18 protein-coding genes and 1 pseudogene are annotated in these 22617 nt (G+C 55.9%); 18 read left to right on the top strand and 1 reads right to left on the bottom strand.

Annotation, left to right across the window (positions count from 1 at the left end; all coding sequences use genetic code 11):
- The first annotated feature begins 73 nt into the window (after nt 1-73).
- The 9 genes from ACQZ5M_RS20765 to ACQZ5M_RS20725 all read left to right on the top strand — a co-directional run bounded on the left by ACQZ5M_RS20765 (nt 74) and on the right by ACQZ5M_RS20725 (nt 11739).
- The gene (locus ACQZ5M_RS20765) at nt 74-1018 is read left to right on the top strand and encodes an ABC transporter permease (RefSeq protein ID WP_296020695.1); all 945 of its coding nucleotides are present in this window, start codon (nt 74-76) and stop codon (nt 1016-1018) included.
- Nucleotides 1015-1833: an ABC transporter permease gene (locus ACQZ5M_RS20760; RefSeq protein ID WP_449080765.1), complete on the top strand. Its 819-nt coding sequence runs from the start codon at nt 1015-1017 to the stop codon at nt 1831-1833. The genes ACQZ5M_RS20765 and ACQZ5M_RS20760 overlap by 4 nt, the downstream gene beginning before the upstream one ends.
- A complete protein-coding gene (locus ACQZ5M_RS20755) occupies nt 1830-3458 on the top strand; it encodes an ABC transporter ATP-binding protein (protein WP_449080764.1) in 1629 nt (542 codons plus the stop codon). The genes ACQZ5M_RS20760 and ACQZ5M_RS20755 overlap by 4 nt, the downstream gene beginning before the upstream one ends.
- A gap of 17 nt (nt 3459-3475) precedes the next feature.
- Nucleotides 3476-4336, top strand: coding sequence for a serine hydrolase (locus tag ACQZ5M_RS20750; protein WP_296020765.1), 861 nt, complete (start codon nt 3476-3478; stop codon nt 4334-4336).
- 39 nt (nt 4337-4375) lie between these two features.
- Nucleotides 4376-5917 carry an ABC transporter substrate-binding protein gene (locus ACQZ5M_RS20745; RefSeq protein WP_113265123.1) on the top strand — a complete coding sequence of 514 codons (1542 nt, stop codon included), beginning with the start codon at nt 4376-4378 and terminating at the stop codon, nt 5915-5917.
- Between the two features lie 104 nt (nt 5918-6021).
- Nucleotides 6022-7491 (top strand): M20 family metallopeptidase, encoded by a 1470-nt coding sequence (locus ACQZ5M_RS20740; RefSeq protein WP_449080763.1) that lies wholly within the window; start codon nt 6022-6024, stop codon nt 7489-7491.
- A gap of 442 nt (nt 7492-7933) precedes the next feature.
- Nucleotides 7934-8638, top strand: a complete 705-nt coding sequence (locus tag ACQZ5M_RS20735; RefSeq protein ID WP_113261162.1) for a gluconate 2-dehydrogenase subunit 3 family protein — start codon at nt 7934-7936, stop codon at nt 8636-8638.
- A 3-nt stretch (nt 8639-8641) separates the two neighbouring features.
- Nucleotides 8642-10411, top strand: a complete 1770-nt coding sequence (locus ACQZ5M_RS20730; protein ID WP_449080762.1) for a GMC family oxidoreductase — start codon at nt 8642-8644, stop codon at nt 10409-10411.
- 11 nt (nt 10412-10422) lie between these two features.
- The gene (locus tag ACQZ5M_RS20725) at nt 10423-11739 is read left to right on the top strand and encodes a c-type cytochrome (RefSeq protein ID WP_113265121.1); all 1317 of its coding nucleotides are present in this window, start codon (nt 10423-10425) and stop codon (nt 11737-11739) included.
- A 574-nt stretch (nt 11740-12313) separates the two neighbouring features.
- Here the strand turns inward: ACQZ5M_RS20725 and ACQZ5M_RS20720 are convergent.
- Nucleotides 12314-12997: a GntR family transcriptional regulator gene (locus ACQZ5M_RS20720; RefSeq protein WP_153310389.1), complete on the bottom strand. Its 684-nt coding sequence runs from the start codon at nt 12995-12997 to the stop codon at nt 12314-12316.
- Nucleotides 12998-13118: 121 nt separating this feature from the next.
- Between ACQZ5M_RS20720 and ACQZ5M_RS20715 the strand changes: the two genes are divergently transcribed.
- The 9 genes and pseudogenes from ACQZ5M_RS20715 to ACQZ5M_RS20675 form a co-directional block, all read left to right on the top strand.
- A complete protein-coding gene (locus ACQZ5M_RS20715; RefSeq protein WP_296097167.1) occupies nt 13119-13760 on the top strand; it encodes a GntR family transcriptional regulator in 642 nt (213 codons plus the stop codon).
- A gap of 171 nt (nt 13761-13931) precedes the next feature.
- Complete coding sequence (locus tag ACQZ5M_RS20710) at nt 13932-14756, top strand: ABC transporter substrate-binding protein (RefSeq protein ID WP_296097165.1); 825 nt, start codon at nt 13932-13934, stop codon at nt 14754-14756.
- A gap of 68 nt (nt 14757-14824) precedes the next feature.
- A complete protein-coding gene (locus ACQZ5M_RS20705; RefSeq protein ID WP_449080761.1) occupies nt 14825-15517 on the top strand; it encodes an amino acid ABC transporter permease in 693 nt (230 codons plus the stop codon).
- A gap of 22 nt (nt 15518-15539) precedes the next feature.
- Nucleotides 15540-16433, top strand: a complete 894-nt coding sequence (locus ACQZ5M_RS20700; RefSeq protein ID WP_296097163.1) for a dihydrodipicolinate synthase family protein — start codon at nt 15540-15542, stop codon at nt 16431-16433.
- A 14-nt stretch (nt 16434-16447) separates the two neighbouring features.
- Entirely contained in the window at nt 16448-19348 is a 2901-nt protein-coding gene (locus ACQZ5M_RS20695; RefSeq protein ID WP_449080760.1) for an FAD-dependent oxidoreductase, read from the top strand.
- Nucleotides 19345-20073, top strand: coding sequence for an amino acid ABC transporter ATP-binding protein (locus ACQZ5M_RS20690; protein WP_449080759.1), 729 nt, complete (start codon nt 19345-19347; stop codon nt 20071-20073). Before ACQZ5M_RS20695 ends, ACQZ5M_RS20690 begins: the two co-directional genes overlap by 4 nt.
- Before the next feature lie 9 nt (nt 20074-20082).
- The gene (gene hydA / locus ACQZ5M_RS20685; protein ID WP_449080758.1) at nt 20083-21492 is read left to right on the top strand and encodes a dihydropyrimidinase; all 1410 of its coding nucleotides are present in this window, start codon (nt 20083-20085) and stop codon (nt 21490-21492) included.
- 21 nt (nt 21493-21513) lie between these two features.
- Nucleotides 21514-21924: a DUF3830 family protein gene (locus ACQZ5M_RS20680; protein ID WP_449080757.1), complete on the top strand. Its 411-nt coding sequence runs from the start codon at nt 21514-21516 to the stop codon at nt 21922-21924.
- Nucleotides 21925-22054: 130 nt separating this feature from the next.
- A pseudogene (locus ACQZ5M_RS20675) lies at nt 22055-22617 on the top strand (transposase); the annotation flags it as partial.

The following is a 22617-nucleotide window of genomic DNA, read 5'->3' as shown; positions in this document are numbered from 1 at the left end:
TCCGTCATAGTTTCACGCATAACACCCGGTGACTTTGTAGATCCGGTCCCGACAATCGTGTTCAGGGGAACCGATGATAAGATTCATAATCCATCGATTGCTGATGGCGATCCCGACATTGGTGATCGTCGCAATCACAGTCTTCGCTCTTATTCGATTCATCCCAGGTGATCCGGCAGCTCTGATGCTGGGAGACATGGCGACACCGGATCAGATCGCCGAGATGCGCACAGAGCTTGGTCTCGATACGTCACTGCCTCAGCAATTCGTTGTTTGGGCGGGCAATGTGCTGAGCGGCGATTTCGGCCAGTCCATCGTCAACAAGGAGCCGGTGCTACCGCTGGTTGTTTCGCGCTTCATGGTTTCGGCCGAGATCGTCGTCGTCGCAGTTATTCTGGCCAGCCTAATCGCAGTGCCTGCCGGTGTGATCGCGGCCTGGCGCCAGAACAGCGCGACGGACCTCGTACTGATCGGCACGGCGACAGTGCTGCTTTCGATCCCGACCTTCTGGCTTGGATTGCTTTTGCTCCTTTTCTTCGGGCTGAAGCTCGGCTGGCTGCCGGTGTTGGGATATGTGTCCCTCTCGGATAATTTCGTGTCCGGTCTACTGTATCTGGTCCTGCCCATAATGACGCTCGTCATCCATGAGGCTGGGGTTCTGATCCGCATGGCCCGTGCCTCCACGCTGGAAGTACTGCGGCTGGACTACATCACCCATGCCCGCGCCAAAGGACTTTCGGAGCAGGCGGTTCTATGGAAACACGCTTTCAAGAATGCCTTCGGTCCAACATGGACGATGATCGGCCTGATCCTTGGGAATTTGCTTGGCGGTATCGCCGTCATCGAAACGGTGTTCACCATTCCGGGCCTTGGTCGGCTGATGGTCGATAGCATCTTCCAGCGCGATTACCCCGTAATTCAAGGCTGCCTCCTCTTCGTCGCCATGTCCTATGTGATCGTCAATCTGATTGTCGATCTCCTTTACCCACTCTTTGATCCTCGCGTGGTGGCCGAATGAAACACGTTTCTCTCAATGGCCTGATCGGCGGCGTTCTCATCGCTGCTCTGCTCATCGTCGCAGGCCTGAGCCTCTTCTGGACGCCTTTCGATCCCATGAAGCTGAGCTTCACGGCAAAACTGGCTGCTCCCGGCTCACTCCATCTCCTCGGCACTGATGAATTCGGGCGAGATGTGCTCAGCCGCCTTATGGTAGGCGCACGTGCAAGTGTCTGGATCGGATGCCTTACTGTCGGTTTCGCGGTTGTCGCTGGTACATTGATCGGTCTGATCAGCGGCTATGCCCGTGGCTGGATCGATGGCCTAATCATGGCCGTGAACAATGCACTGCTGGCATTTCCCGGCATTCTGCTGGCACTCGGACTTCTCGCCGTGTTCGGCGCAAATCAATATGGCATCATCTTCGCTCTGGGCATCGCCTATACACCATCGATGGCGCGTGTCGTTCGGGGAGCAGTCCTGTCATTGCGGGAGCGCGAATTCGTTGAAGCGTCCCGCATGATGGGGAATGGCGAAATCTTCACGATGTTCAGACACATCCTGCCTAATTGCCTTGCCCCAATTACCGTACTCGCAACCTCGATGTTCGGCTGGGCCATTCTTTCAGAAAGTGCCTTGAGTTTCCTCGGCCTTGGCGTGCCACCCCCGGCACCCACGTGGGGCAACATGCTGGCCGCAGGTCGCCCATTCATCGAACAGGCCGTTTGGCTCGGACTATTTCCTGGCCTCTGCATCGCACTCACATTGCTTGGCATCAACCTTCTCGGAGATGCTCTGCGCGACAAACTCGACCCACGCATGAGAGGTTTGAAATGACTGAAGGAAAGCTTCTCAGCGTCCGCAATCTTTCGCTGGAAATCGTCCGCCGTGATGTTTGCGTGGTGAAGGATGTCAGCTTCGATGTTGCGCCGGGTGAAATCTTCGGCATCGTCGGCGAAAGCGGTTCGGGAAAATCGCTCGCGACGAGGGCGATTGTTTCTCTGCTGCCGCCCGTTATCCGCAAGACGGCAGGCAGAGTCATCTTCAAGGGCCGCGACATCACCACCATCAGTGACAAGGATTTGCGCACGCTTCGTGGTGCGGAGATCGGACTAGTTTTTCAGGAGCCCATGACCTCGCTCAACCCGTCAATGACCATTGGACGGCAACTGGAGGAGGGGCTGGCTCTGCACACGCAGGATCAAGCCTCCACGAGGCGCGAGAAAATTCTCTCCATGCTGCAACGTGTCGGCATACGCGATCCTGAGCGAGCACTGACGACCTATCCACATGAGTTCTCCGGCGGCATGCGCCAACGCATCATGCTGGCATCCGTCATGCTTTTGAAACCGGCATTGCTGATTGCCGATGAGCCAACGACGGCGCTGGATGCCGTCATTCAGCGCGATGTCATGGAACTGATGGTGGAACTGACGAAGGCAGAAGGCACGGCGGTAATTCTCATCAGCCACGACCTACCGATGGTGGCCCGCTACACAGACCGGATCGTCGTTATGGAAAAGGGCTCTATCGTTGAAGCCGGTACGACTGAGCAGATACTGGAACTCCCCCAGCACCCTTACACGCGCAAGCTTCTGTCATCCTTGCCCGTGCGCGGTGAAGTCAGGCCTATCGATATGACATCCGCACCGATGATTTCGGCCCGCAACATCGTCGTGGATTATCCTGGACGGAAATCGTTTCTCAAGAAGGGCGAGCCAAAACGCGCACTGCACGGTGTCTCGATTGACATTCATGCAGGCGAAGTCGTGGCTCTGGTGGGTGGTTCAGGCTCCGGCAAGACGACCTTGGGGCGAACCATCGCCGGACTCGTCAAGGAAACCGAGGGCGAGGTTTTCTTCCAGGGCCGAACGCGTGATCAGGACTGGCGCGATTATCGTCTCAATTGCCAGATGGTATTTCAGGACCCCTATTCCTCACTTGATCCTCGGATGACAATCCTTGCTCTTGTCGAGGAGGCCCTGCGTCTCGTTCCCGGAATAGACCGGGTGGCGAAGATGAAGCGCGCCTACGAAACGTTGGAAGAAGTTGGTCTCGACGCCGAATTCGCCCTTCGCTATCCGCATGAACTTTCGGGCGGACAGCGGCAGAGAGTGGCCATTGCCAGAGCGATTGCGCGACGACCACGCTTCCTCATTGCCGACGAGCCCGTTTCGGCGCTGGACGTGACCGTTCGCGCGCAGGTGCTCTCGCTCTTTTCCGATTTGCAGAAACGATATGGCTTCTCCTGCCTGTTTATCAGCCACGATCTCGGCGTCGTTGAACAGGTCGCTGATCGCGTCATCGTCATGCAGGACGGCAGGATCATCGAGGAAGGTGACCGCAACACAATCTTCGACATGCCGAAGGAGGCCTACACCCGGCGCCTTCTCTCGGCAATTCCCGCGCTCGATCTCAACGAGACTGGCGGCGTGAAACTCAAGTGGCGCTTGGAGGCGTGACGATGAATACAGCACCCATGACATCCGGCAACCTCGGATCAACCGCCGAAAGGCTGAACGCGATCTGTAATGGACAGCCATTCGTCACGCGCTTCAGCATTAAGAACCTGCGCAATGGCGAGATATTTGAACGCGGAGCGGATGAGGAAACTCCGTCTGCCAGCACCCGCAAGACCTCGATCATGATGGCTGCCCTGAGCGCGGTCCAAGATGGCAGGCTCGATCTGGATGAGCAGATTGTCTACGAGGCGCGCTTTGCCGAAGAAGTCGCAAGCGGAATGTTTCGCTATCTGACGCCGGGGATCGTGATTTCGCTTCGCGATGCCATCACCGGCATGATGGTGCTTTCCGACAATGTCTGCACCAAGATGGTCTTTGAGCGCCTGACGCTGGATGAAGTGGACAGCTATTGCAAGGCAATCGGCATGGAAGGCACGCATCACCGCTTTCTGATCCCGCCGCTCGCTCTGTCGCCCGATCATTCCTTAAAGTCCGTCACGACGACGACGGCGCGCGATCAAATGTTCCTGCTTCAGTCCATTCTCGATGCTCAGGGTTCCGAAGAGGCTTCGAAGCGGTTGGGCGTCTCCAAAGAATTGAGTGCCTACGCCTTGCAGACACTGAAAAATCAGATTCTGCGATACGCCATTCCTTCGCGTCTGCCGTTCGGTACGGTCGTCGCTCACAAGGGCGGCACAGGGAAGCGCGGCCGGATGAATGCGGGCATCGTCTACAGCGATGGTCAACCGCTCTACATCATCACCGCTTTCACGGATCAGGTGCCGCAGGAGATGCCGGATGGAACACCGGGATACACCATGTCTCTCGAAACCATCGGACGCCTTTCGCGCGTCTGCTGGGATGATTTTCGAGCTTGAGCCAACAGCATTAAGACCAACAATAACAGAGGGTAGAAAATGAAAAGCTTACTTCTTGCTGGAACTATATTGATGGCGCTTTCAGGCGCGACCCACGCGCGCGATATCGTGATTGCGCAGAGCTCGGATCTTCGCAGCAACATCCCCGGCGTTAACCGGGATGGGAATACGGATGGCGTCATCCTTCATATCGTCGAAGGGCTCGTGGGCTACGCCAACAACGGCGAAGTAAAGCCTTTGCTGGCGGAAAGTGTTGAAACCTCGAGCGATGGTCTGACATACACATTCAAGCTTCGCCAGAACGTCAAGTTTCACAATGGCAAGCCGCTGACCGCGGATGACGTCGTTTGGAACTGGAACCGATACATGGACCCCGCCACGAAGTGGACGTGCATCAAGGATTTCGACGGCGGTACGGTGAAGGTGACAGCGATCAAGGCTGTCGATGCGCATACCGTCACGATGTCGCTCGATAAGCCCTCCGCGGTTTTCCTCGGCCTGATGGCGCGGCCGGAGTGCGGCTACACAGGCATGATCTCGAAAGACTCCCTCAACGCTGAAGGTGCATTCGATAAGCCAATCGGAACTGGTCCGTTCAAATGGGATGGGTGGAAGAAGGGCGAATACATCCACTTGGCCAAGTTCGATGAGTACCAGTCTCCGGCTAATGACGGCAAACCGGATGGCATGGTCGGCTCGAAGCGACCACTGGTGGATGGCATCAAGTTCATGGTCATCCCCGATGCATCCACTGTGAAGGCAGGTCTCCAATCGGGTGTGCTCGACACTGCGGAAATCTCGCCTGATCTCATTCCGGAGTTTGAGAAGAGCGAAAAGGCCAAGGTCATTATTTCGCAGAACAACGGCAAAAACCTCTTCTACATCCAGACCCGCGACCCCGTCATGAGCAAACCCGGGGTTCGCCGTGCAATCGCGATGGCGCTTGACATGGACGAGCTTGTTGCTGCGGCCTCCAATGGTACCGGAAAGGCCAACGGCTCGATGGTGGCGTCGGACTCTATCTACTTCAGCGAGACACAGAAGAAGCGTCTTCCTTACGATCTTGATGCGGCGAAAAAGGAACTCGAAGCATCCGGCTACAAGGGTGAGCAAATCAACATCATCGCCAACAAGCGTGGCAATGTACCCAGCTTCCCGGCAGCCGTCATCGCTCAGGCGATGTTGCAGCAGATCGGTCTGAACGTGCAGATCGAAGTTCTGGATTATGCAACGCAGGTTGATCGCCGCCGCTCTGGCAATTACCAGATCATTTCGCAATCCGTCGCACCCCGTCTCGATCCTGCGTTGATGTACAGCTTCTATGTGGGCGATAAGGACAAGAACGCTTCGCTCATGTGGGATAATCCGAAGGCGATCGAACTGATGAAGGCTGCTTATGCGGAAATCGACCAGCAGAAGCGTCAGGCAATCTTCGACCAGTTCCACGAGCTCATGTTGCAGGATATGCCAGGCATCTTCCTCTACGACATGATCGACGTTTGGGGAGCGACCAAGTCGCTTGAGGGTCAGCCGGTCTGGCAATCCAACGCGCGGCTTTGGGAAGTGTCGGTCGGTAAATAATCCAGTCATTAGGCACGGCGAATAAGCGTTGCCTTTCATATGCACAGAAGCCCTCTGCCATCATCGATGCGCGGTGCCGGTTTCGCTTTGTCTCGAGGAACAGCATGCCAGATCAATCAGCCCTGAAATCACTAACGCAATCGATCGACGACCTAGCTCCTAATTTTACATCCATAAGTGATCAAATATGGGATCTGGCAGAACTGAAGTACGACGAATATAAATCAGCCAAACTTCTTGTTGAGACATTGAAGCAACATGGTTTCTCCGTTGAGGAAGGCATCGCGGGAATGCAAACCGCATTTGTCGGCCAATTCGGGCATGGCAAACCTGTCATCGCATTCCTTGGCGAATATGATGCTCTTGCAGGCATGAGCCAGCTTTCGGACATCGATGAGCAACGGGAAGGTGAGCCGGGCGCCAGCGGTCACGGCTGCGGCCATAACCTATTAGGAGTCGGGTCTCTCATCGCGGCAATCTCGCTGGCAAGACATTTGGAGGCTAACGGTCTGCCGGGGACAATTCGATATTATGGTTGCCCTGGAGAGGAGGGCGGTTCCGGAAAAACCTTCATGGTGCGGGCAGGTGCCTTCGACGATGTGGACGCCGCACTGACCTGGCACCCAGCCCCATTCAATGGCGTCAGATCGACAAATAACCTCGCGGTACTTGAGTATTACTATAGGTTCAAAGGCACTGCCGCGCATGCCGCCAATGCGGCTCATCTTGGGCGGTCGGCTCTCGATGCCGTCGAACTGATGAATGTCGGTGTCAACTTCCTTCGCGAGCACATGCCGCAGGATTGCCGCGTGCATTATGCCATCACCGATGCAGGCGGACGTGCCGCTAACGTGGTTCAGGCAAAAGCAGAGGTGCTTTATCTCGTTCGCGCGCCCGAAATGTCCCAGGCTCTGGCACTGGCCGAGCGCGTGGATCAGGTCGCGCGCGGTGCCGCCATGATGACCGGAACTGAGGTGGAGATCGTGTTCGACACCGCCGCCACAAACTTGCTGCCGAACCTCACGCTTGAAAACGCAATCCACGAAAATCTGATGGCGATTGGGCCGGTGCCGTTTGATGAGGCAGACATGGAGTTCGCCCGTAAAATCCAAGCCACATTTACGCAGGAAGCGATCAAGAGCAGCATCAAACTTTATCAGATCAAGGATGATGTCTTCTCCAACGAGAAGATTGACGGATCGACGCCGCTACATTTGGGATTGCGTGCTTTCGAAGGGCACTCCCATTTTCGAGCAGGATCTACCGATGTGGGCGACGTCAGCCGTGTGACACCTACCGCACAGTGCTGGGCGCCAACTTGGGCGATAGGAACAAACCCTCATACATGGCAAGTCGTGGCGCAGGGCAGAAGCCGTGCAGCCCATAAGGCAATGGTGCATGCTGCTAAAGCTCTTGCTTCGACGGGCCTTGATTTGGCAACATCTCCGAGTCTGTTGGCCAAGGCAACAGCAGAATGGAAAGCTGCAAGGGGCGACGACCCTTATGTCTGCCCAATACCTGAAAACGTCATGCCTGGTGCTTTGCATTCCAGTAAGGAGCAATCGCTGGGGTAACGGATGAATATCAAACAGACGCTAAAGCGCCCCAGTCAATAAGGAGCGAGCGTTAAAGCGAGCTTCCTGAGGTGGATGCTGTTGCGCCTTCTGGGCGTCAGCGCGCCTCAATTCGCGTTCTGGAAGCGCGTGCCGGAGGGCATTGTGAGTCCGCCTACTTGCCGATCTGACGTTGTACCGCATGGTTGTCAGACAGATACTCTATGCTTTGGGTATGTTGGTTTCAGATCGGAACGCTTCGCTAGGCGTCTTAAAGATTGTTGCTTATTTTAGAAGAATTACGGAACCAGATTCTCACGAATCGACAAACGAACGATTTTTGTTCTAAGTGAACTTGCGCTGATTTCGCTGCGACGATAAACCGCAGCGGCCCACCTGACTCATTTCCCGATGGATCTAAACAACAATTTTCAAGTGATGCCCGTCACAAAGCGAGTTGCCTATGAGAGACCTTCCAGGCCGTCCTTCACGTCGAAATTTTCTTAAAGCGTCCGCTGCAAGTGCTGCAGTCGCTGGACTCGCAGCCGTGCCGCTGAAGGCTGAGGAGCAACTAGAGCCGGTCGCGCTGGATGCGTACACGCCTATCTGTCTCAAGCCCAGCGAGTGGGCTTTCGTAGTGGCAGCGGTAGCAAGATTGATCCCTTCCGAGGGCGAGGGCCCCGGAGCCATCGAAACACGTGTCCCGGTCTTTATCGATATGCAGTTGGCTGGCGATTTCGGTCGCGCTGCCGATTGGTATATGGAAGGTCCTCATGAGGCCGACGCAAGTCCGTTGCGTGGCTGGCAGACACCGCTGACGCCGCTTCAGATTTATCAACAAGCCATCCCGGTATTTGACGAATGGTGTCGCACGACACATGGGAAGATTTTCGCGGAGCTGGATGAGGCGACGCAGGATCAGGCGCTTACCTCGCTTCAGAAAGACGAAATGAAGCTTCATCCGGAAATGCGCGATTTCTTCTCCATTCTGCTTGGAAACACCAAAGAGGGTTATTTCGCCGATCCACTGTATGGCGGAAACCATAAAATGCAGGCGTGGACCTATATCGGTTTCCCCGGCGCGCGTGGATCGTACAAGGAATGGGTTCTCAAACATAACGTCAAATATCCGCTGGGGCCGGTTTCGATCTCCGGCGAGAGGGCATGAACGATGGCTAGAACTGAAAAGAAAAAAGATGTCGTCATCGTCGGTCTTGGTTGGACCGGATCGATCCTCGGCATGGAGCTTGCGCAGGACGGGCTTGAGATCGTCGCGCTCGAGCGCGGTCATGACCAGAATACCGTTCCCAATTTCCAATATCCTGAGATGATCGATGAGCTGAAATACGGCGTACGTCTCGGCATGATGCAAAAGCCGCGCAACTCGACAGTGACAATCCGTCGGAGCGAGACCGAGGTGGCATTGCCCTATCGCAGCCTCGGCTCCTTCCTTCCGGGCATCGGTGTCGGCGGTGCCGGCACGCACTGGAACGGGCTCAACTGGCGTCCTATGACGTCAGAATATCGTCTTCGATCCTATGTCGAGGAACGTTGGGGGGCGACCATTATCCCCGAAGATATGACCATTCAGGATTACCCGGTCACATATGACGAGCTCGAGCCCTATTTCGACCGTTTCGAACGGGTTGCAGGCATCTCGGGCAAGGCTGGTAACATCAAGGGTGAGAAGATCGAAGGCGGTAATCCGTTCGAGGCTCCACGCTCCCGCGATTATCCCATGCCGCCTATGCCGACGACCTGGGACGGAGCCAAGTTCGGTGAAGTCACTAAATCCATGGGCTACCATCCGTTTCCGCGCCCCGGCGGTATAGCGTCGCAAGCCTATGTCAACGAATACGGCATGCAGATGGGCCCATGTAATCATTGCGGCTTCTGCGAGCGTTATGGTTGTTATAACTATTCGAAATCTTCGCCGCAGACCGCCATTCTTGACGCCCTGAAGCGCAAGCCGAATTTCGAATATCGCACGGAATGCGAAGTGTTGCGCATCGAAATGGCACCGGATGGCAAGACCGCGACCGGCGTGACCTATTTCGACGAAAAGGCGCAGAAGGAAGTCTTCCAGCCTGCCGATCTGGTAATTCTGGCTGCCTATCAGCTGCACAACGTTCACCTGATGCTGCTATCCGGCATCGGGCAGCCCTATGATCCCAATACGGGAGAAGGCGTTACCGGCCGCAACTATGCCTATCAGATGAATGGTGGCTACACGCTGTTTTTCAAGGACGAGGTTTTCAATCCATTCATCGGCACTGGTGCCAATGGCATGACCATCGATGATTTCGGTATCGATAACATCGATTTCGGTCGGGAAGGCTTCATTGGCGGCTCCTACATCTCCGCCGGGCAATCGAATGGTCAACCGATCCGCTCCATGGCGCTTCCAGCAGGCACCCCAAGCTGGGGCGCAAAGTGGAAGCAGGCCGTGGGTGAATGGTACGGGCACTCCATGTCCATCGGTTCGCACGGGTCCCATATGGCCTATCGTGGCAATCACCTCGATCTCGATCCGACCTACAAGGACCGGCACGGGCGTCCCTTGATGCGCATGACGTTCAACTGGAATGCCAATGACATTCGCATGACCCAATTCATGAAGTCGAAGATCGAGCCGATTGCGAAGGCTCTCAACCCGACATCCATGCAGGAAGGCTTCAAGAAGGAAGGTGCCATGTATGATGTCAGGCCCTATCAAACCACGCACAATGTCGGCGGCTCCGTAATGGGCGACGATCCCAAGACATCGGCGGTCAACCGGTACCTTCAGGCCTGGGACAAGCACAATATCTTCGTTCTTGGCGCCGGGGCATTTCCGCAGAATACGCAGTATAACCCCACCGGCATGGTGGGTGGTCTCGCCTATTGGGCAGCTGAGCATATCCGCAAGGACTACCTTCCCAACCCACGGCCACTAGTTTGAGGAGTGCCACCATGAAAACGCTTCTCAAAGTTCTCGCCGCTCTCGTCCTCGTTGGCATTGCTTGTCTTCTCGCCTTCATTTTCGTGCCCGTTCAGCGCACGGAAGCAACTGCTGAACTGGCAGCAAATTTCAAGCCAGCAGAAGGTCGTGGGGAATACCTCATGCGTGCCAGCGATTGCATGGCCTGTCACACGAATGAGGGTGGAACACCCTTTGCAGGCGGTCGTGCGATCCAGAGCCCGATGGGAACAATCTGGACCACCAACATCACGCCTGACAAGGAAACCGGTATCGGGAGCTATACGCTCGACGATTTTCGTGCCGTTCTCTATGATGGTGTGACGCCGAACGGCACGCATCTTTATCCCGCCATGCCGTATGAGAATTACCGCAAGCTAACGGAAGAAGACGTAGTTTCGCTCTACGACTACTTCATGCATGAGGTGAAGCCTGTCTCGAATAAAGTCGAGCCAACGAAACTCGCATTTCCTTTCAATATGCGATTTGGTCTGCGTGCATGGAACTGGGTTGCTTTGCGTGGCGAAGCCGGATTTGCACCCAACACAGCAGAAGACGCCATTTTTAACCGTGGCAAATATCTGGTCGAAGGGCCGGGTCACTGCGCCGCCTGTCACAGCCCACGCTCGGTGCTGATGACGCAGGATGGTATCGACGAGACGTACAAGAGCTTCCTCTCGGGTGGTGAAATCGACAACTACACGGCTCCGGATCTCAGAGGCCCTAGCAGCGGTCCACAAAAATGGGGAGTCGAGGAGACGGCAGCTTATCTTGCCACCGCTCGCAACGCTCATTCAACGGCAACAGGAGAAATGATGCTGGTGGTGCGCGATTCCACTCAGTACCTGACGCAAGATGACAATCGGGCGATAGCAAGCTTCCTGACGAAGATCGGGACGCCTGGACAACAGGCCGCAAAATCGGCCGACGCGCCAACGCCGACGGAAGAACTCTTGTCGAGCGCTGGACCTGACATGCCGCTCGGAGCGCGGCTCTATCTGGACAATTGCGGTGGATGTCACCTCGTGAACGGTAAGGGTGCGCCGGAAATATTCCCGGAACTTGACGGAAACTCACTGGTGACAGCGAAGTCTAGCAAAGGCCTGATTAGCGTGATCCTCCATGGTGCAGAGCTTCCTTCAACTGAAAAACGCCCCATGAAGGTGAGAATGCAGGGCTACGAGGATCGCCTGTCCGACGAGGAGATCGCAACGCTTGCCACCTTCCTGCGCAACGCGTGGACGAACAAAGCTTCTGCGGTAACCACGCAGGACGTGGAAGCGATCAGAAAGCTCGGCAACGCTCACTAATGGCCACAAGAAGTAAGTAAGAGCCCTCGTCATCTCAGTGGGGCTCTTTCGTAACCGAATTTGATGATCGCCATCCTCGTGCGAGATACGGTGTATTTTGGCTTTCTTCCTGAGAGGGGCGACAACTGAGAAGGAAGTCGTTCGTTTCATCGACGCTTAGAAGGTACCCACATTGAACAAGGTCGCAGCAGAACTGTAATCGAGAGGTCGGTCGACGGAGGTGGAGCGATAAGCTTCCGGTCTTTTTACACTTCGATGCCCGGCGGCGGACGTACTCGACTTCATTTGCGTTGTCACCTTGCAGAAACATCGCGTTCCAAGTTTCACAACGATCCGAGCAGGAAAGGCGGAATACCCCTATAAAGCACGTAAGTTCTTCTCAAGCGGCGATAGCGGGCACATTCAGGAGATGATTTGACTTCAGGACAATTTGAAAAACACATGCGGTGTATCATCGCTGCCTTCACTTTTGTCCACTCGCGTTTCTGATCTCTCCAACCAATCGCCAATCCCCATGCCCAAGTACTTAGAAAGACGCAAGGCCGCCGCATGTAGCGTGCTTTACAGAGAAAGCTCACTCATTGGTGATGAGGTGCATTCGCGCAAACTCAATGAGGCTCTCAATGTGCGCTTTCGTTGCTTCAAACGCCGCGCCGGGGTCGTTGCGCTGCAAGGCGTCGATGATGGCAAGATGTTCCGTAGAATCTGGTGTCAGGCGGTCTTTCAACTGGCCGATTTCAAAGAGGCGCGTGGCGGCTCGCAGATTGCGTAAAACACCTGCCATAACTTCGTTGCCACAATGGTCGATTATCAGGTTATGCAAGTGGTCGTCTGAAAACCAGTGGGCATCCGTATGGTACGCAGTAGCGCCCATAAGCTCGTCAATTTCGCGCCGCACCTCGACGAGTTTGCGACCGGGTATGCTTGGCATGGCCTGTACAGCCGCGTGTGGTTCGATCAACAGACGTAGCTTCAGGCTCTGGATGTATTCTCCGATATCGACGTGTCGCACCACGTAGTTGCGGCCGTCGCCTTTGTGAACCAAGCCTTCACCTTCCAGCCGCTGCAAAGCTTCACGCAGGGGCGTGCGCGACACACCGAGCATCTCGGCAAGCTGCGCTTCGATGATAACGTGGCCGCCTCCAAGACGACGGTGGCGGATCATGTCAGAAACAGCGTTATACGCGAGGGCGGCAAGCTTGTGGCCTGCGTCTTTGGACCGTTTTCCTATGCCAGGATCAGTGTCTGTTTGTGTCAAAGCGCATCAGCCTCCAGGCAGCTATTGGTCTATTCCCAGTTGATGTTGCCCCAAAGGCTTTTCTTGTTTTCAGCCATGGTCCATACCGCTCGATATTGTCAACTACCGGGGAGTCAATCGCATGAACGGTCAGGTCACGGCGGAACGAAGCCTTGCAGATGAGACCTATTCTGCACTGCTCGGGGAAATCCTCTCCGCGCAAATGGCGGGTGGTGCTGTGGTGCAGGAGCGCAGGCTTGCGGCGCGACTGGGCGTCTCTCGTTCGCCAATGCGTGATGCGTTGGGACGTCTTGAAGGGCAGGGGCTTCTTGCGCGCAACGCGAAGGGCGTTCTCACGGTGCGTATCGTCACCCTGTCCGACTACCTGAACAGCGTGGCGATGCGAATGCTCGTTGAGCCAAGTGCGGCGGCGCAAGCGTGCAAGGGAATAACGGCTGAGACAGTCGCAGACCTCGCTGCGATGCTTCGAGACATAGAGTTGGATCCAGATCCTGATCCCGAGTTCGTATGGAACTTCGATGATGCTTTGCACCAGGGCATTGCTGATGCCAGTGGAAATCCCTTCATGGCGGACACCATCTTGCAAATGAGGCGCTACACCACGATCTTCGAGCGCCAGCGAAAACTCGCCCAGCGGAAGCCGGGTCTTGCTGACCATCAGGGCATCGTAAAAGCACTGATGGACCGCGATGCGGATGCCGCCCGCGTGGCTATGACGTTGCATCTTGAACGGGTGCGCGAGAACGTCCTTTCGACGTACTGAGCCGAGCCAGCCTATCCCAAACCTCAGATATTTCAATTTTTGACTGCCTTGGCGGAAAGATGTTGCATACGGCAAATGATTGTGTATGAAAGTGGTATACCAAATGAATGCGAAATCAACAAGCATCGTTGTTCAGGTCCACAAGAAGATCGAAAAAACCAGAGGGTCATCATGTCATTCCGCACCATCTCCATTGCCTCCCTTCTATTACTCTCCACGGCAGCGTCGGCGTTTGCGCAGAGCTGCACGCCTAAGATTCCCGATTCCGAATTGGTCAAGCCTGGGACGCTGACAATGTCGGTTAATCCAACATTACCGCCGATGCAGTTCGTCGATTCCACCGGGGAGCTCAAAGGCATGCGGGTCGAACTTGGCAAAGAAATCGCCAAGCGGCTTTGCCTTACGCCTGAATATGTCCGTATCGAATTCTCGGCGATGATCCCCGGTCTTCAGGCTGGCCGATGGGATATGATCAACACTGGAATATTCTTCACGAAAGAGCGCGCGGCCATCATGCAAATGATCCCCTACGAGGATCAGGCCATCAGCGTTTCGGTGGCGACGAGCAATACGACGGTGAAGGACAAGGATGGGCTTGATGGTCTGCGTGTCGGCGTCGAGCTCGGCGGCTTCGAAGAAACGAAGACCCGTGCTCTTGACGCTGAACTCAAAGCCGCCGGCAAAACAGGGCTCGTCATTCAGACCTTCGATAATTTCGCGCTAGCCTTCCAGGCGCTGCGCGCCGGTCAAGTCGAGGGTGTTGTCTCAATCGATGGTGTCGCAAAGGAATATGATAGCCGTGGCGATTTTCGTCGTGCCGTCAGCGGTCTTTATCCAGCACCGGTTGCCGTTGCGTTCAAGAATGCGAAACTTGCAGACGCGGTATCCGGCGTCCTCAAAGACATGAAGACAGATGGTTCGTTGGGAAAACTTTTCGACAGCTACGGCCTGCCGATGATCGCAGGCGACTACTCAGTCAAGGGTCCAGGCCGCTGATCTGAGCGGTTCATCATTCTGATGGATGCCGGCTCGTCCGGCATCTCCTTAGCATTAAAGGTCCCTCCATGTCGTACTGGAACTGGTCTGGCTTCTTCGACTATCTCGTCAATCCCTTCATCCTCGGAGGTGTTGTCACCACGATCTGGCTGACCTGCGTCTCACTTGTGTTCGGCCTACTACTCGGCTTTGTCGTGGCCCTCATGCGCCGATCCAAGCTAAGGCTTATCAGGTGCATCGGGTGGTTCTATATCTGGCTGTTCCGTGGCACGCCGCTGCTCGTGCAATTGATCGTGCTCTATACCGCATTACCGCAGCTCGGGATCAAGTTCTCCGTTGTACAAGCCGCGTTGATCGGACTGGCTTTGAACGAAGCAGCATATCTGGCGGAGATCATCCGGTCCGGCATCGAGGCAGTTCCTGCAGGACAAGCGCGTGCGGCGAGAGCTTTAGGCATGACCGAGCGTCAAATCATGCGCCACATCGTCATGCCGCAGGCGTTCAAGGTCATCATCCCGCCCCTTGGTAACTCGGTCAATGGTCTGCTGAAAACGACATCCGTTACCTCCGTCATTTCAATGGAGGAACTGCTACGGCGCACCCAGGTGCTGATCCAGGAAAAGTTCATGGTGCTCGAACTCTTCGCCGTGGCTGCCATCTATTATCTTCTTCTCACGACCCTCTGGGACTTTGTGCAGCGGCGTATCGAAAGGCGCTTCGGCCAGTCCACAGCTCCGCTACAGCTCAGCGAAAAGCGCTGATATTCAATAAAGGACTTACTGCATGCCAAAGCCGTTTCGTGGTGTCTTTACCGTGATGATCACTCCCATCGACGCAGATGGGAAAGTCAATTTGCCAGCACTCGCTGCTTTTACGGATTGGCAGATCCGGGAGGGCGTCCATGGACTCATTCCTCTTGGTTCGACAGGAGAGTTCCTTTCACTATCCGATCAGGATTGGGACGACGTCGCCCGCACGGTCATCCAGAGCGCCGCCGGGCGCGTACCAGTTCTGATCGGAACAGGTGCTGAAGATACCCGTGAAGCGGTTCGCTTGAGCTGCAAGGCCGAGGCACTGGGCGCGGATGGCGTGATGATAATCCCGCCATTCTACTCGACGCCAACCGACGACGAACTGGTAACACATTACCAAACCATCGCCCGCTCGATTTCCATTCCGATCATGGTCTACAACAACCCTGCAACGTCGAATGTGGACATGAAGCCCGAACTTCTCGCTCGCATCGCCGAGATTGAAGGCTGCGACTATGTCAAGGAATCGACCCTAGAAGTCACGCGTATCCGCGATATCGTTCGCCTGGCTGGTGACAAATTGACTCCTTTCGGCGGTATTCTCGGCTTTGAATCTTTCGTCATGGGTGCGCAGGGCTGGGTAGCCGTTGCATCCAATGTGGCGCCAGCAGCAATGTCACGTATCTTCACACTAGCAGCCGATGAGAAGAAGTACGATGAAGCGCGTGCGCTTTATCTGGAGTGGCTTCCCATCATCCAGGCGGTCGGTGGGCAGGCCTATGTCGCTGGTTCCAAGGCCCTGCTGAATCACATGGGATTTGCCGCAGGATCGCCGCTCCCACCGCGTCTGCCGTTGCCATCAGATCAGGATGCCGCGATGAAGACTTTGGTCGAGCGTTTCGGCTTAAGCTTTTCGCAGAACTGAGCCGGAGAAAACAGATGCCCGGTTCGATCATCCAGGATGCAGGCGTGACCGTCTATTTCGATGGCGTTGCGCATCGTGTCGATCCGGGCCTTTCGGTTGCCGCCGCGCTGACCGCGCTGGATCGAGCCGACTTCTCCACTGATGCAGCCGGGAAGAAGCGTGGTCTTTTTTGTGGCATGGGTGTGTGTCACGATTGCCTTGTAACTGTCGATAGCCGCACCAGCCAGCGCGCCTGTATGACGCCTGTCCGAGACGGCATGCGCGTCGCTCGTCAGCAGGCGCGTCCCGATATCACTTCTACTGACCTCGCCGACCTGAGGTCTGTCCCAACAGAACTTGCTGAGTTCGAAATGGACTTGCTGGTCATTGGAGCGGGGCCGGGTGGTCTCGCTGCCGCGGTGGCAGCGGCAGAAGCCGGGGCCTCTGTAACTGTGGTGGACGAGCGGCACACATCGGGCGGCCAATTCTTCAAGCAGCCTAACACGGATGCAGCACGCCTGGCGCTCAACGCTGACCGGCAGGCCGCAGATGGGGCTGCGTTGATCGAAAGAGTACGTTCGCTTGGCGTGACCATTCTGTCAGGCGTGACGGTCTGGGGCGCGGCTCACGGAGAAGATGGACGAGCAGTAATTTCCTGCCTGGGCCATGATGGTGTTTTCTATTGCCGACCTACGATGCTTGTCATCGGCACCGGGGCTTTTGAGCGACCGCCGGCCATCAAGGGTTGGACGCTGCCAGGCGTCATGACGGCAGGGGCTGCACAAACCCTGGTTCGCAGCTATGGCACGCTTCCTGGCCGGCGCATTCTGATTGCCGGGAACGGTCCTCTCAATTTTCAGGTCGCAAGCGAGATCCTCAAGGCTGGCGGTGACGTCGTCTGTCTTGTGGAGCAGGCAGGCTCGCCATGGAGCAGACCAGTCGAAGCATTCAGTGTTTTTCGCCATGACGCGGCACTTGCCCTGAAAGGCATGAAAGAAATCGCTCGACTTGAGCGAGCAGGCGTCAGGCTCGCCTGGAACGCGCAAATTTCGGACATCAAAGGTGATGGCAGAGTAGAGGCGGCGACGGTTTCGGATGTTGGGGGCGACGAAACCATCGAAGTCGATACCGTTTTGTTAGGCGGACATTTTACCTCATCCAACGAGTTGTCACGATTGCTCGGTTGTGCCCATCGCGTAACTGAAGATGGCGCGCTCACTGCAGATTGTGCCGAAGATGGTCAAAGTTCGCTGCCTCACATCCATATTGTCGGCGAAGCAGTGCGTTTTGGTGGCGCCCACCTGGCAATGGCTGAAGGTAGGCTTGCAGGTCTGGCAATTGCCGCCAAGCTTGGCCTGAAGCCCCAGACAGACACCACAGCAAAGAAAAAACTTGCGCGCGCCAAAGCGTTTCAAGCAGCGCTTTGGCGATTGTTTGCGCCAGCGCCAACACCGTTGGAACTCGCAGACACCGCGCTCGCCTGCCGGTGCGAAAGTGTTGCAATCAATACCCTCAAGCGTCTTGCTGTTGAGGGTCCGCTGGACATCGCAACAATGAAGCGCCTGACCCGTGCCGGGATGGGACGCTGCCAAAGCCGCTACTGTGGCCGGACGCTCACAGAATTGACCGGCCGACCCATGAGCGAGACCGACGGCCTGCTTGCACCGCAGATGCCACTACGTCCGGTGCCGCTTGCGGCACTTGCGATTGAGAAGCCGGAGTGGGGAGGACATAAACGAGCACTGTTGCCCGCACGTCCGCCATTGCACCATTCCGAACCGCTACCGATGAGAAAAGCGTCCACCGTTGTCATCGGCGCGGGGATTGCCGGACTTTCGAGCGCCTTGTTTCTGGCAGAAGCTGGCGAAGATGTCGTGGTGTTGGAACGTGGCTTTCCTGGCGGGCTGGCATCGGGCGGGAATGCTGGCAGCCTACATGCGCAATTGTTGTCATTCGATCACGGAGCCCGCGCAGAAGCAGGTGGAGGGCCAGCCGCAAGAACGCTTCCGTTGCAGCGGGACTCCATTGAGCTATGGCAGATGCTGGAGAAAAAGCTCGGTCGCGATTTTGAGATGAAGATCACCGGCGGCCTGATGGTTGCCGAGACCGAAACGCACATGCGCTTCCTTGAGGAGAAGACTCGAGTTGAGCGCGAAAACGGCATCGATTGCCATGTGATTGGCGCCGAAGACTTGCGAAAGCTTGAGCCCGCGCTTTCGCCGTTGATGATTGGCGCCGCCTATTGCCCAATGGAAGGGAAGATCAACCCGCTTGTCGCGACGCGACATGTACATGATGGCGCTTTGGCCGCTGGTGCTCGCGTATTGGACCGTACCGAAGTGCTGTCGATCCGCCGCGAAGGGTCAGGATTTATCATCGAAACCTCGCGGGGTCCGCTACGGGCAGGCCGCATAGTGAATGCTGCCGGTGCTTTTGCTTCGCGCGTAGGGGCAATGCTGGGGCTGGACATTCCCGTGTTCGGGGCGCCGCTGCAGATGGTGGTGACCGAGGCCGCCGCGCCAGCTGTCTCGCATCTGGTTGCCCATGCCGACCGTCATCTGACGCTCAAGCAGGCTGCCAATGGCAATTTTCTGATCGGCGGTGGTTGGACGGCTGGTCTCGATCCTGTCCACAGCCATCCTCGCCCGATGTTTTCCAGCCTGGAGGGCAATCTTTGGGTGGCGCAGCACGTTGTCCCAGGTCTCAGAAAACTGCACGTCATCCGCAGTTGGGCTGCCATGAACATCAACATCGACGGCGCGCCAATCCTTGGAGAGCATCCAGGTGTGCCCGGTTTCTTTAATGCAGTCACATCCAATGGCTTTACGCTTGGGCCTATCATCGGCCAACTCACGGCCAATCTCGTCCTTGGCCGAGACTCCGGGCGCGATTTGTCGGCCTTTTCCATCAACCGCTTTCAGGGAGTTCGGTCATGATCGAGATCACCGGCGTCACGAAATACTATGGCAATTTTGCCGTTCTCAAGAATTGCTCAACGAGTGTTTCCAAGGGTGAGGTCGTCGTGGTCTGTGGGCCGTCCGGATCTGGCAAATCGACCCTGATCAAATGTGTCAATGCGCTGGAGCCCATTCAGGAAGGATCGATCCGAGTGGATGGCATCGAAGTCAATGATCCCGGCACTGATCTTCCTGATCTTCGTTCTCGTGTTGGTATGGTGTTTCAAAACTTTGAACTCTTTGCGCACCTAACAATCGAAGCCAACATCATGCTTGCACAGCGCATCGTTCTTCATCGCAGCGAGAGCATTGCCAAAAGGCGATCGATGGATCTTCTGGATCGCGTGGGGATGACAGGGCACGCCCACAAATATCCAGGTCAATTGTCCGGCGGACAGCAGCAACGCGTGGCGATAGCCCGGGCCCTTGCCATGAACCCGAAAGCCATGCTGTTCGACGAGCCGACGTCAGCCCTCGATCCCGAAATGATTTCCGAAGTGTTGGATGTAATGACCGACCTTGCCAGTGAAGGCATGACGATGATGGTCGTTACCCATGAAATGGGTTTTGCACGCAAAGTCGCGACACGGATGATCTTCATCGACCAGGGCGAAATTGTCGAGGACCGAGCAACGGAAGATTTCTTCAGTAATCGTCACAATCCGCGCACAGAGGCCTTTCTCAGCAAGATCCTCCATCATTGAGAGTTTGATATGACCGAATTCGACCTAATCGTGAAAGGTGGTACCATAGCGACCGCCTCCGACATCTTCAAAGCCGACATAGGCATTCTCGGCGGTAAAATTGTACAGATCGGCGAGAAGCTTGACGGCGCTGCCCAGACAATCGACGCCAGCGGCAAATATGTTTTGCCGGGTGGCATTGATAGCCATGTCCATATCTCCCAGCCCTCGGGAGATGGCATCGTCATGGCCGACGATTTCGAAAGCGGTACCCGTTCTGCCCTTTTCGGCGGCAATACGACGATTATGCCGTTTTGCCTGCAGGAGAAGGATAAGCCGATGCGCGAGGCGCTTAATGCTTATCACGAGCTCGCCGAGGGCAACTGCTATACCGATGTCAGCTTTCACCTCATCGTTTCGGATCCGACGGATAGTCTCCTTGGGCAGGAGCTTCCGGCTTTGGCTGCTGACGGCTATTCTTCCTTCAAAGTCTTCATGACTTATGAGGGGCTTCGGCTCAACGATGCAGAAATCCTCAAGACGCTGGACGTTGCACGATCGACTGGCGCGACTGTCATGGTCCATTGCGAAAATGAAGATGCTATCCGCTTTCTGATTGCAAGGCACGAGGCGGAGGGTGACGTTGCTCCGCGAGCGCATGCCTCTACTCGGCCGGTGGCCGTTGAACGCGAGGCGACACACCGGGCACTAACACTTGCCGAAATCGTTGATGTGCCAATTGTCATTGTCCATGTCTCCAACGGCGAAGCGATGGAGGAAATCGCGCGAGCTCGATCTCGTGGTCTCAAGGTGGTTGGCGAAACATGCCCTCAATATTTGATGCTGACGGCCAATGATCTAGACGGCATGGATTGGGAAGGCGCGAAATTTGTCTGCTCTCCTCCACCCCGCGACAAGGCTGCTCAGGAGGACTGCTGGAGAGGTATTGAAACCGGCATTTTCGATCTTTTCTCTTCGGATCACTGCCCGTTCCGCTACGATGACGAACGCGGCAAGCGTAGTCCGAAGGGACTTGAAAGCTTTCGTCATATTCCAAACGGTATCCCCGGTGTCGAAACGCGTCTGCCGATCCTTTTTTCAGAAGGGGTTATGAAGGGGCGCATCGATCTGCCGCGCTTTGTCGCGCTTTCGGCGACCAATCATGCAAAGACCTACGGGCTCTACCCGGAGAAAGGCACGATCTCGATCGGTGCGGATGCCGACATCGCCATTTGGGACCCGACCATCAATCGCACGATACGCCATGCCGATCTGCATGATGGTGCTGACTATTCGCCCTATGAAGGTATCGAGATCACGGGCTGGCCGACCACCGTCATCCTCGGCGGTCGGGTGATGGTTCGTGACGGCGCGCTCATCGGGAAAAAGGGCGATGGCACCTACCGCTCAGCCCGCACCCAAAGCGCTAAAATTATCTAAGCAATTCGGAGACCTGAATTTATGAAACTGAAAATCACCGCTGGCCCGTTCGTTTTCGATGCCGTGCTGGAAACAGAAAAAGCCCCTCAGACCTGCAAGGCATTTATTGAACGTTTGCCCTTTGAAGGCCAGATCGTGCATGTTCGCTGGTCGGGGGAGGGCGTATGGGTACCACTTGGAGACTATAATTTCGGCGTCGGCTACGAAAACCACACGAGCCATCCCGCACCCGGTCATATCATCCTTTATCCCGGCGGTATCAGCGAGACCGAAATCTTGCTCGCTTATGGCGGTGTCGATTTCTCGTCCAAAATGGGACAGCTCGCTGGCAACCACTTCATCACCGTCACGTCTAACCTCGAAAATTTGCCCGTGCTGGGTAACAAGACACTTTGGGAAGGTGCGCAGCAAATTCGGTTCGAACTTGCTTAGAGGTGTTTTGAAGCAGAGACGAAAAAAACGACGTTGTGTATCCTTAGATATTCCCGCTACTCCGTATGACCTTGCCCCGTTGAAATAATCCATTTTGAAGTAAGCTCTGGCCCATTGAGAGGACCAGGGAATGAAGCGCAATCGTTTTACAGAAGAACAGATCATCGGCATTCTGAAGGAGCACGAGGCTGGCACGCCGGTCTCGGAGCTTTGCCGCAAGCACGGCGTCAGCGATGCCAGCATCTACAAGTGGAAGGCCAAGTTCGGCGGCATGGACGTATCCGAAGCCAAGAGACTGAAGACGCTGGAAGACGAGAACACGAAGCTGAAACGGCTCCTGGCAGATGCGATGCTGGACAATGCGGCTTTGAAAGACCTTTTGGGAAAGAAGTGGTGACGCCCGCAGCAAGGCGGAAAGCTTTCGCTCATCTGATGGATCACCACCAGATGAGCGAACGGCGGGCGTGTAAAGCCATGGGCTTTTGCCGTATGACGATCCGTTACGAAACCAGGCGCAGCGATGACCATGACCTTCGCGAGCGGATGAAGGCGCTGGCGCATGAACGTCGCCGCTTTGGATATCGACGCCTTCATGTGCTGCTCAGGCGTGAGGGTCACCTTGTGAACCACAAGCGGCTCTTCCGGCTCTATCGGGAGGAGAAGCTGACGGTACGCAAGCGTGGCGGGCGTAAG

This window comes from Rhizobium sp. 22-785-1, from assembly GCF_053521965.1.
The sequence above is the reverse complement of the archived record's forward strand: the minus strand, read 5'-3'. Positions and strand labels throughout refer to the sequence as shown.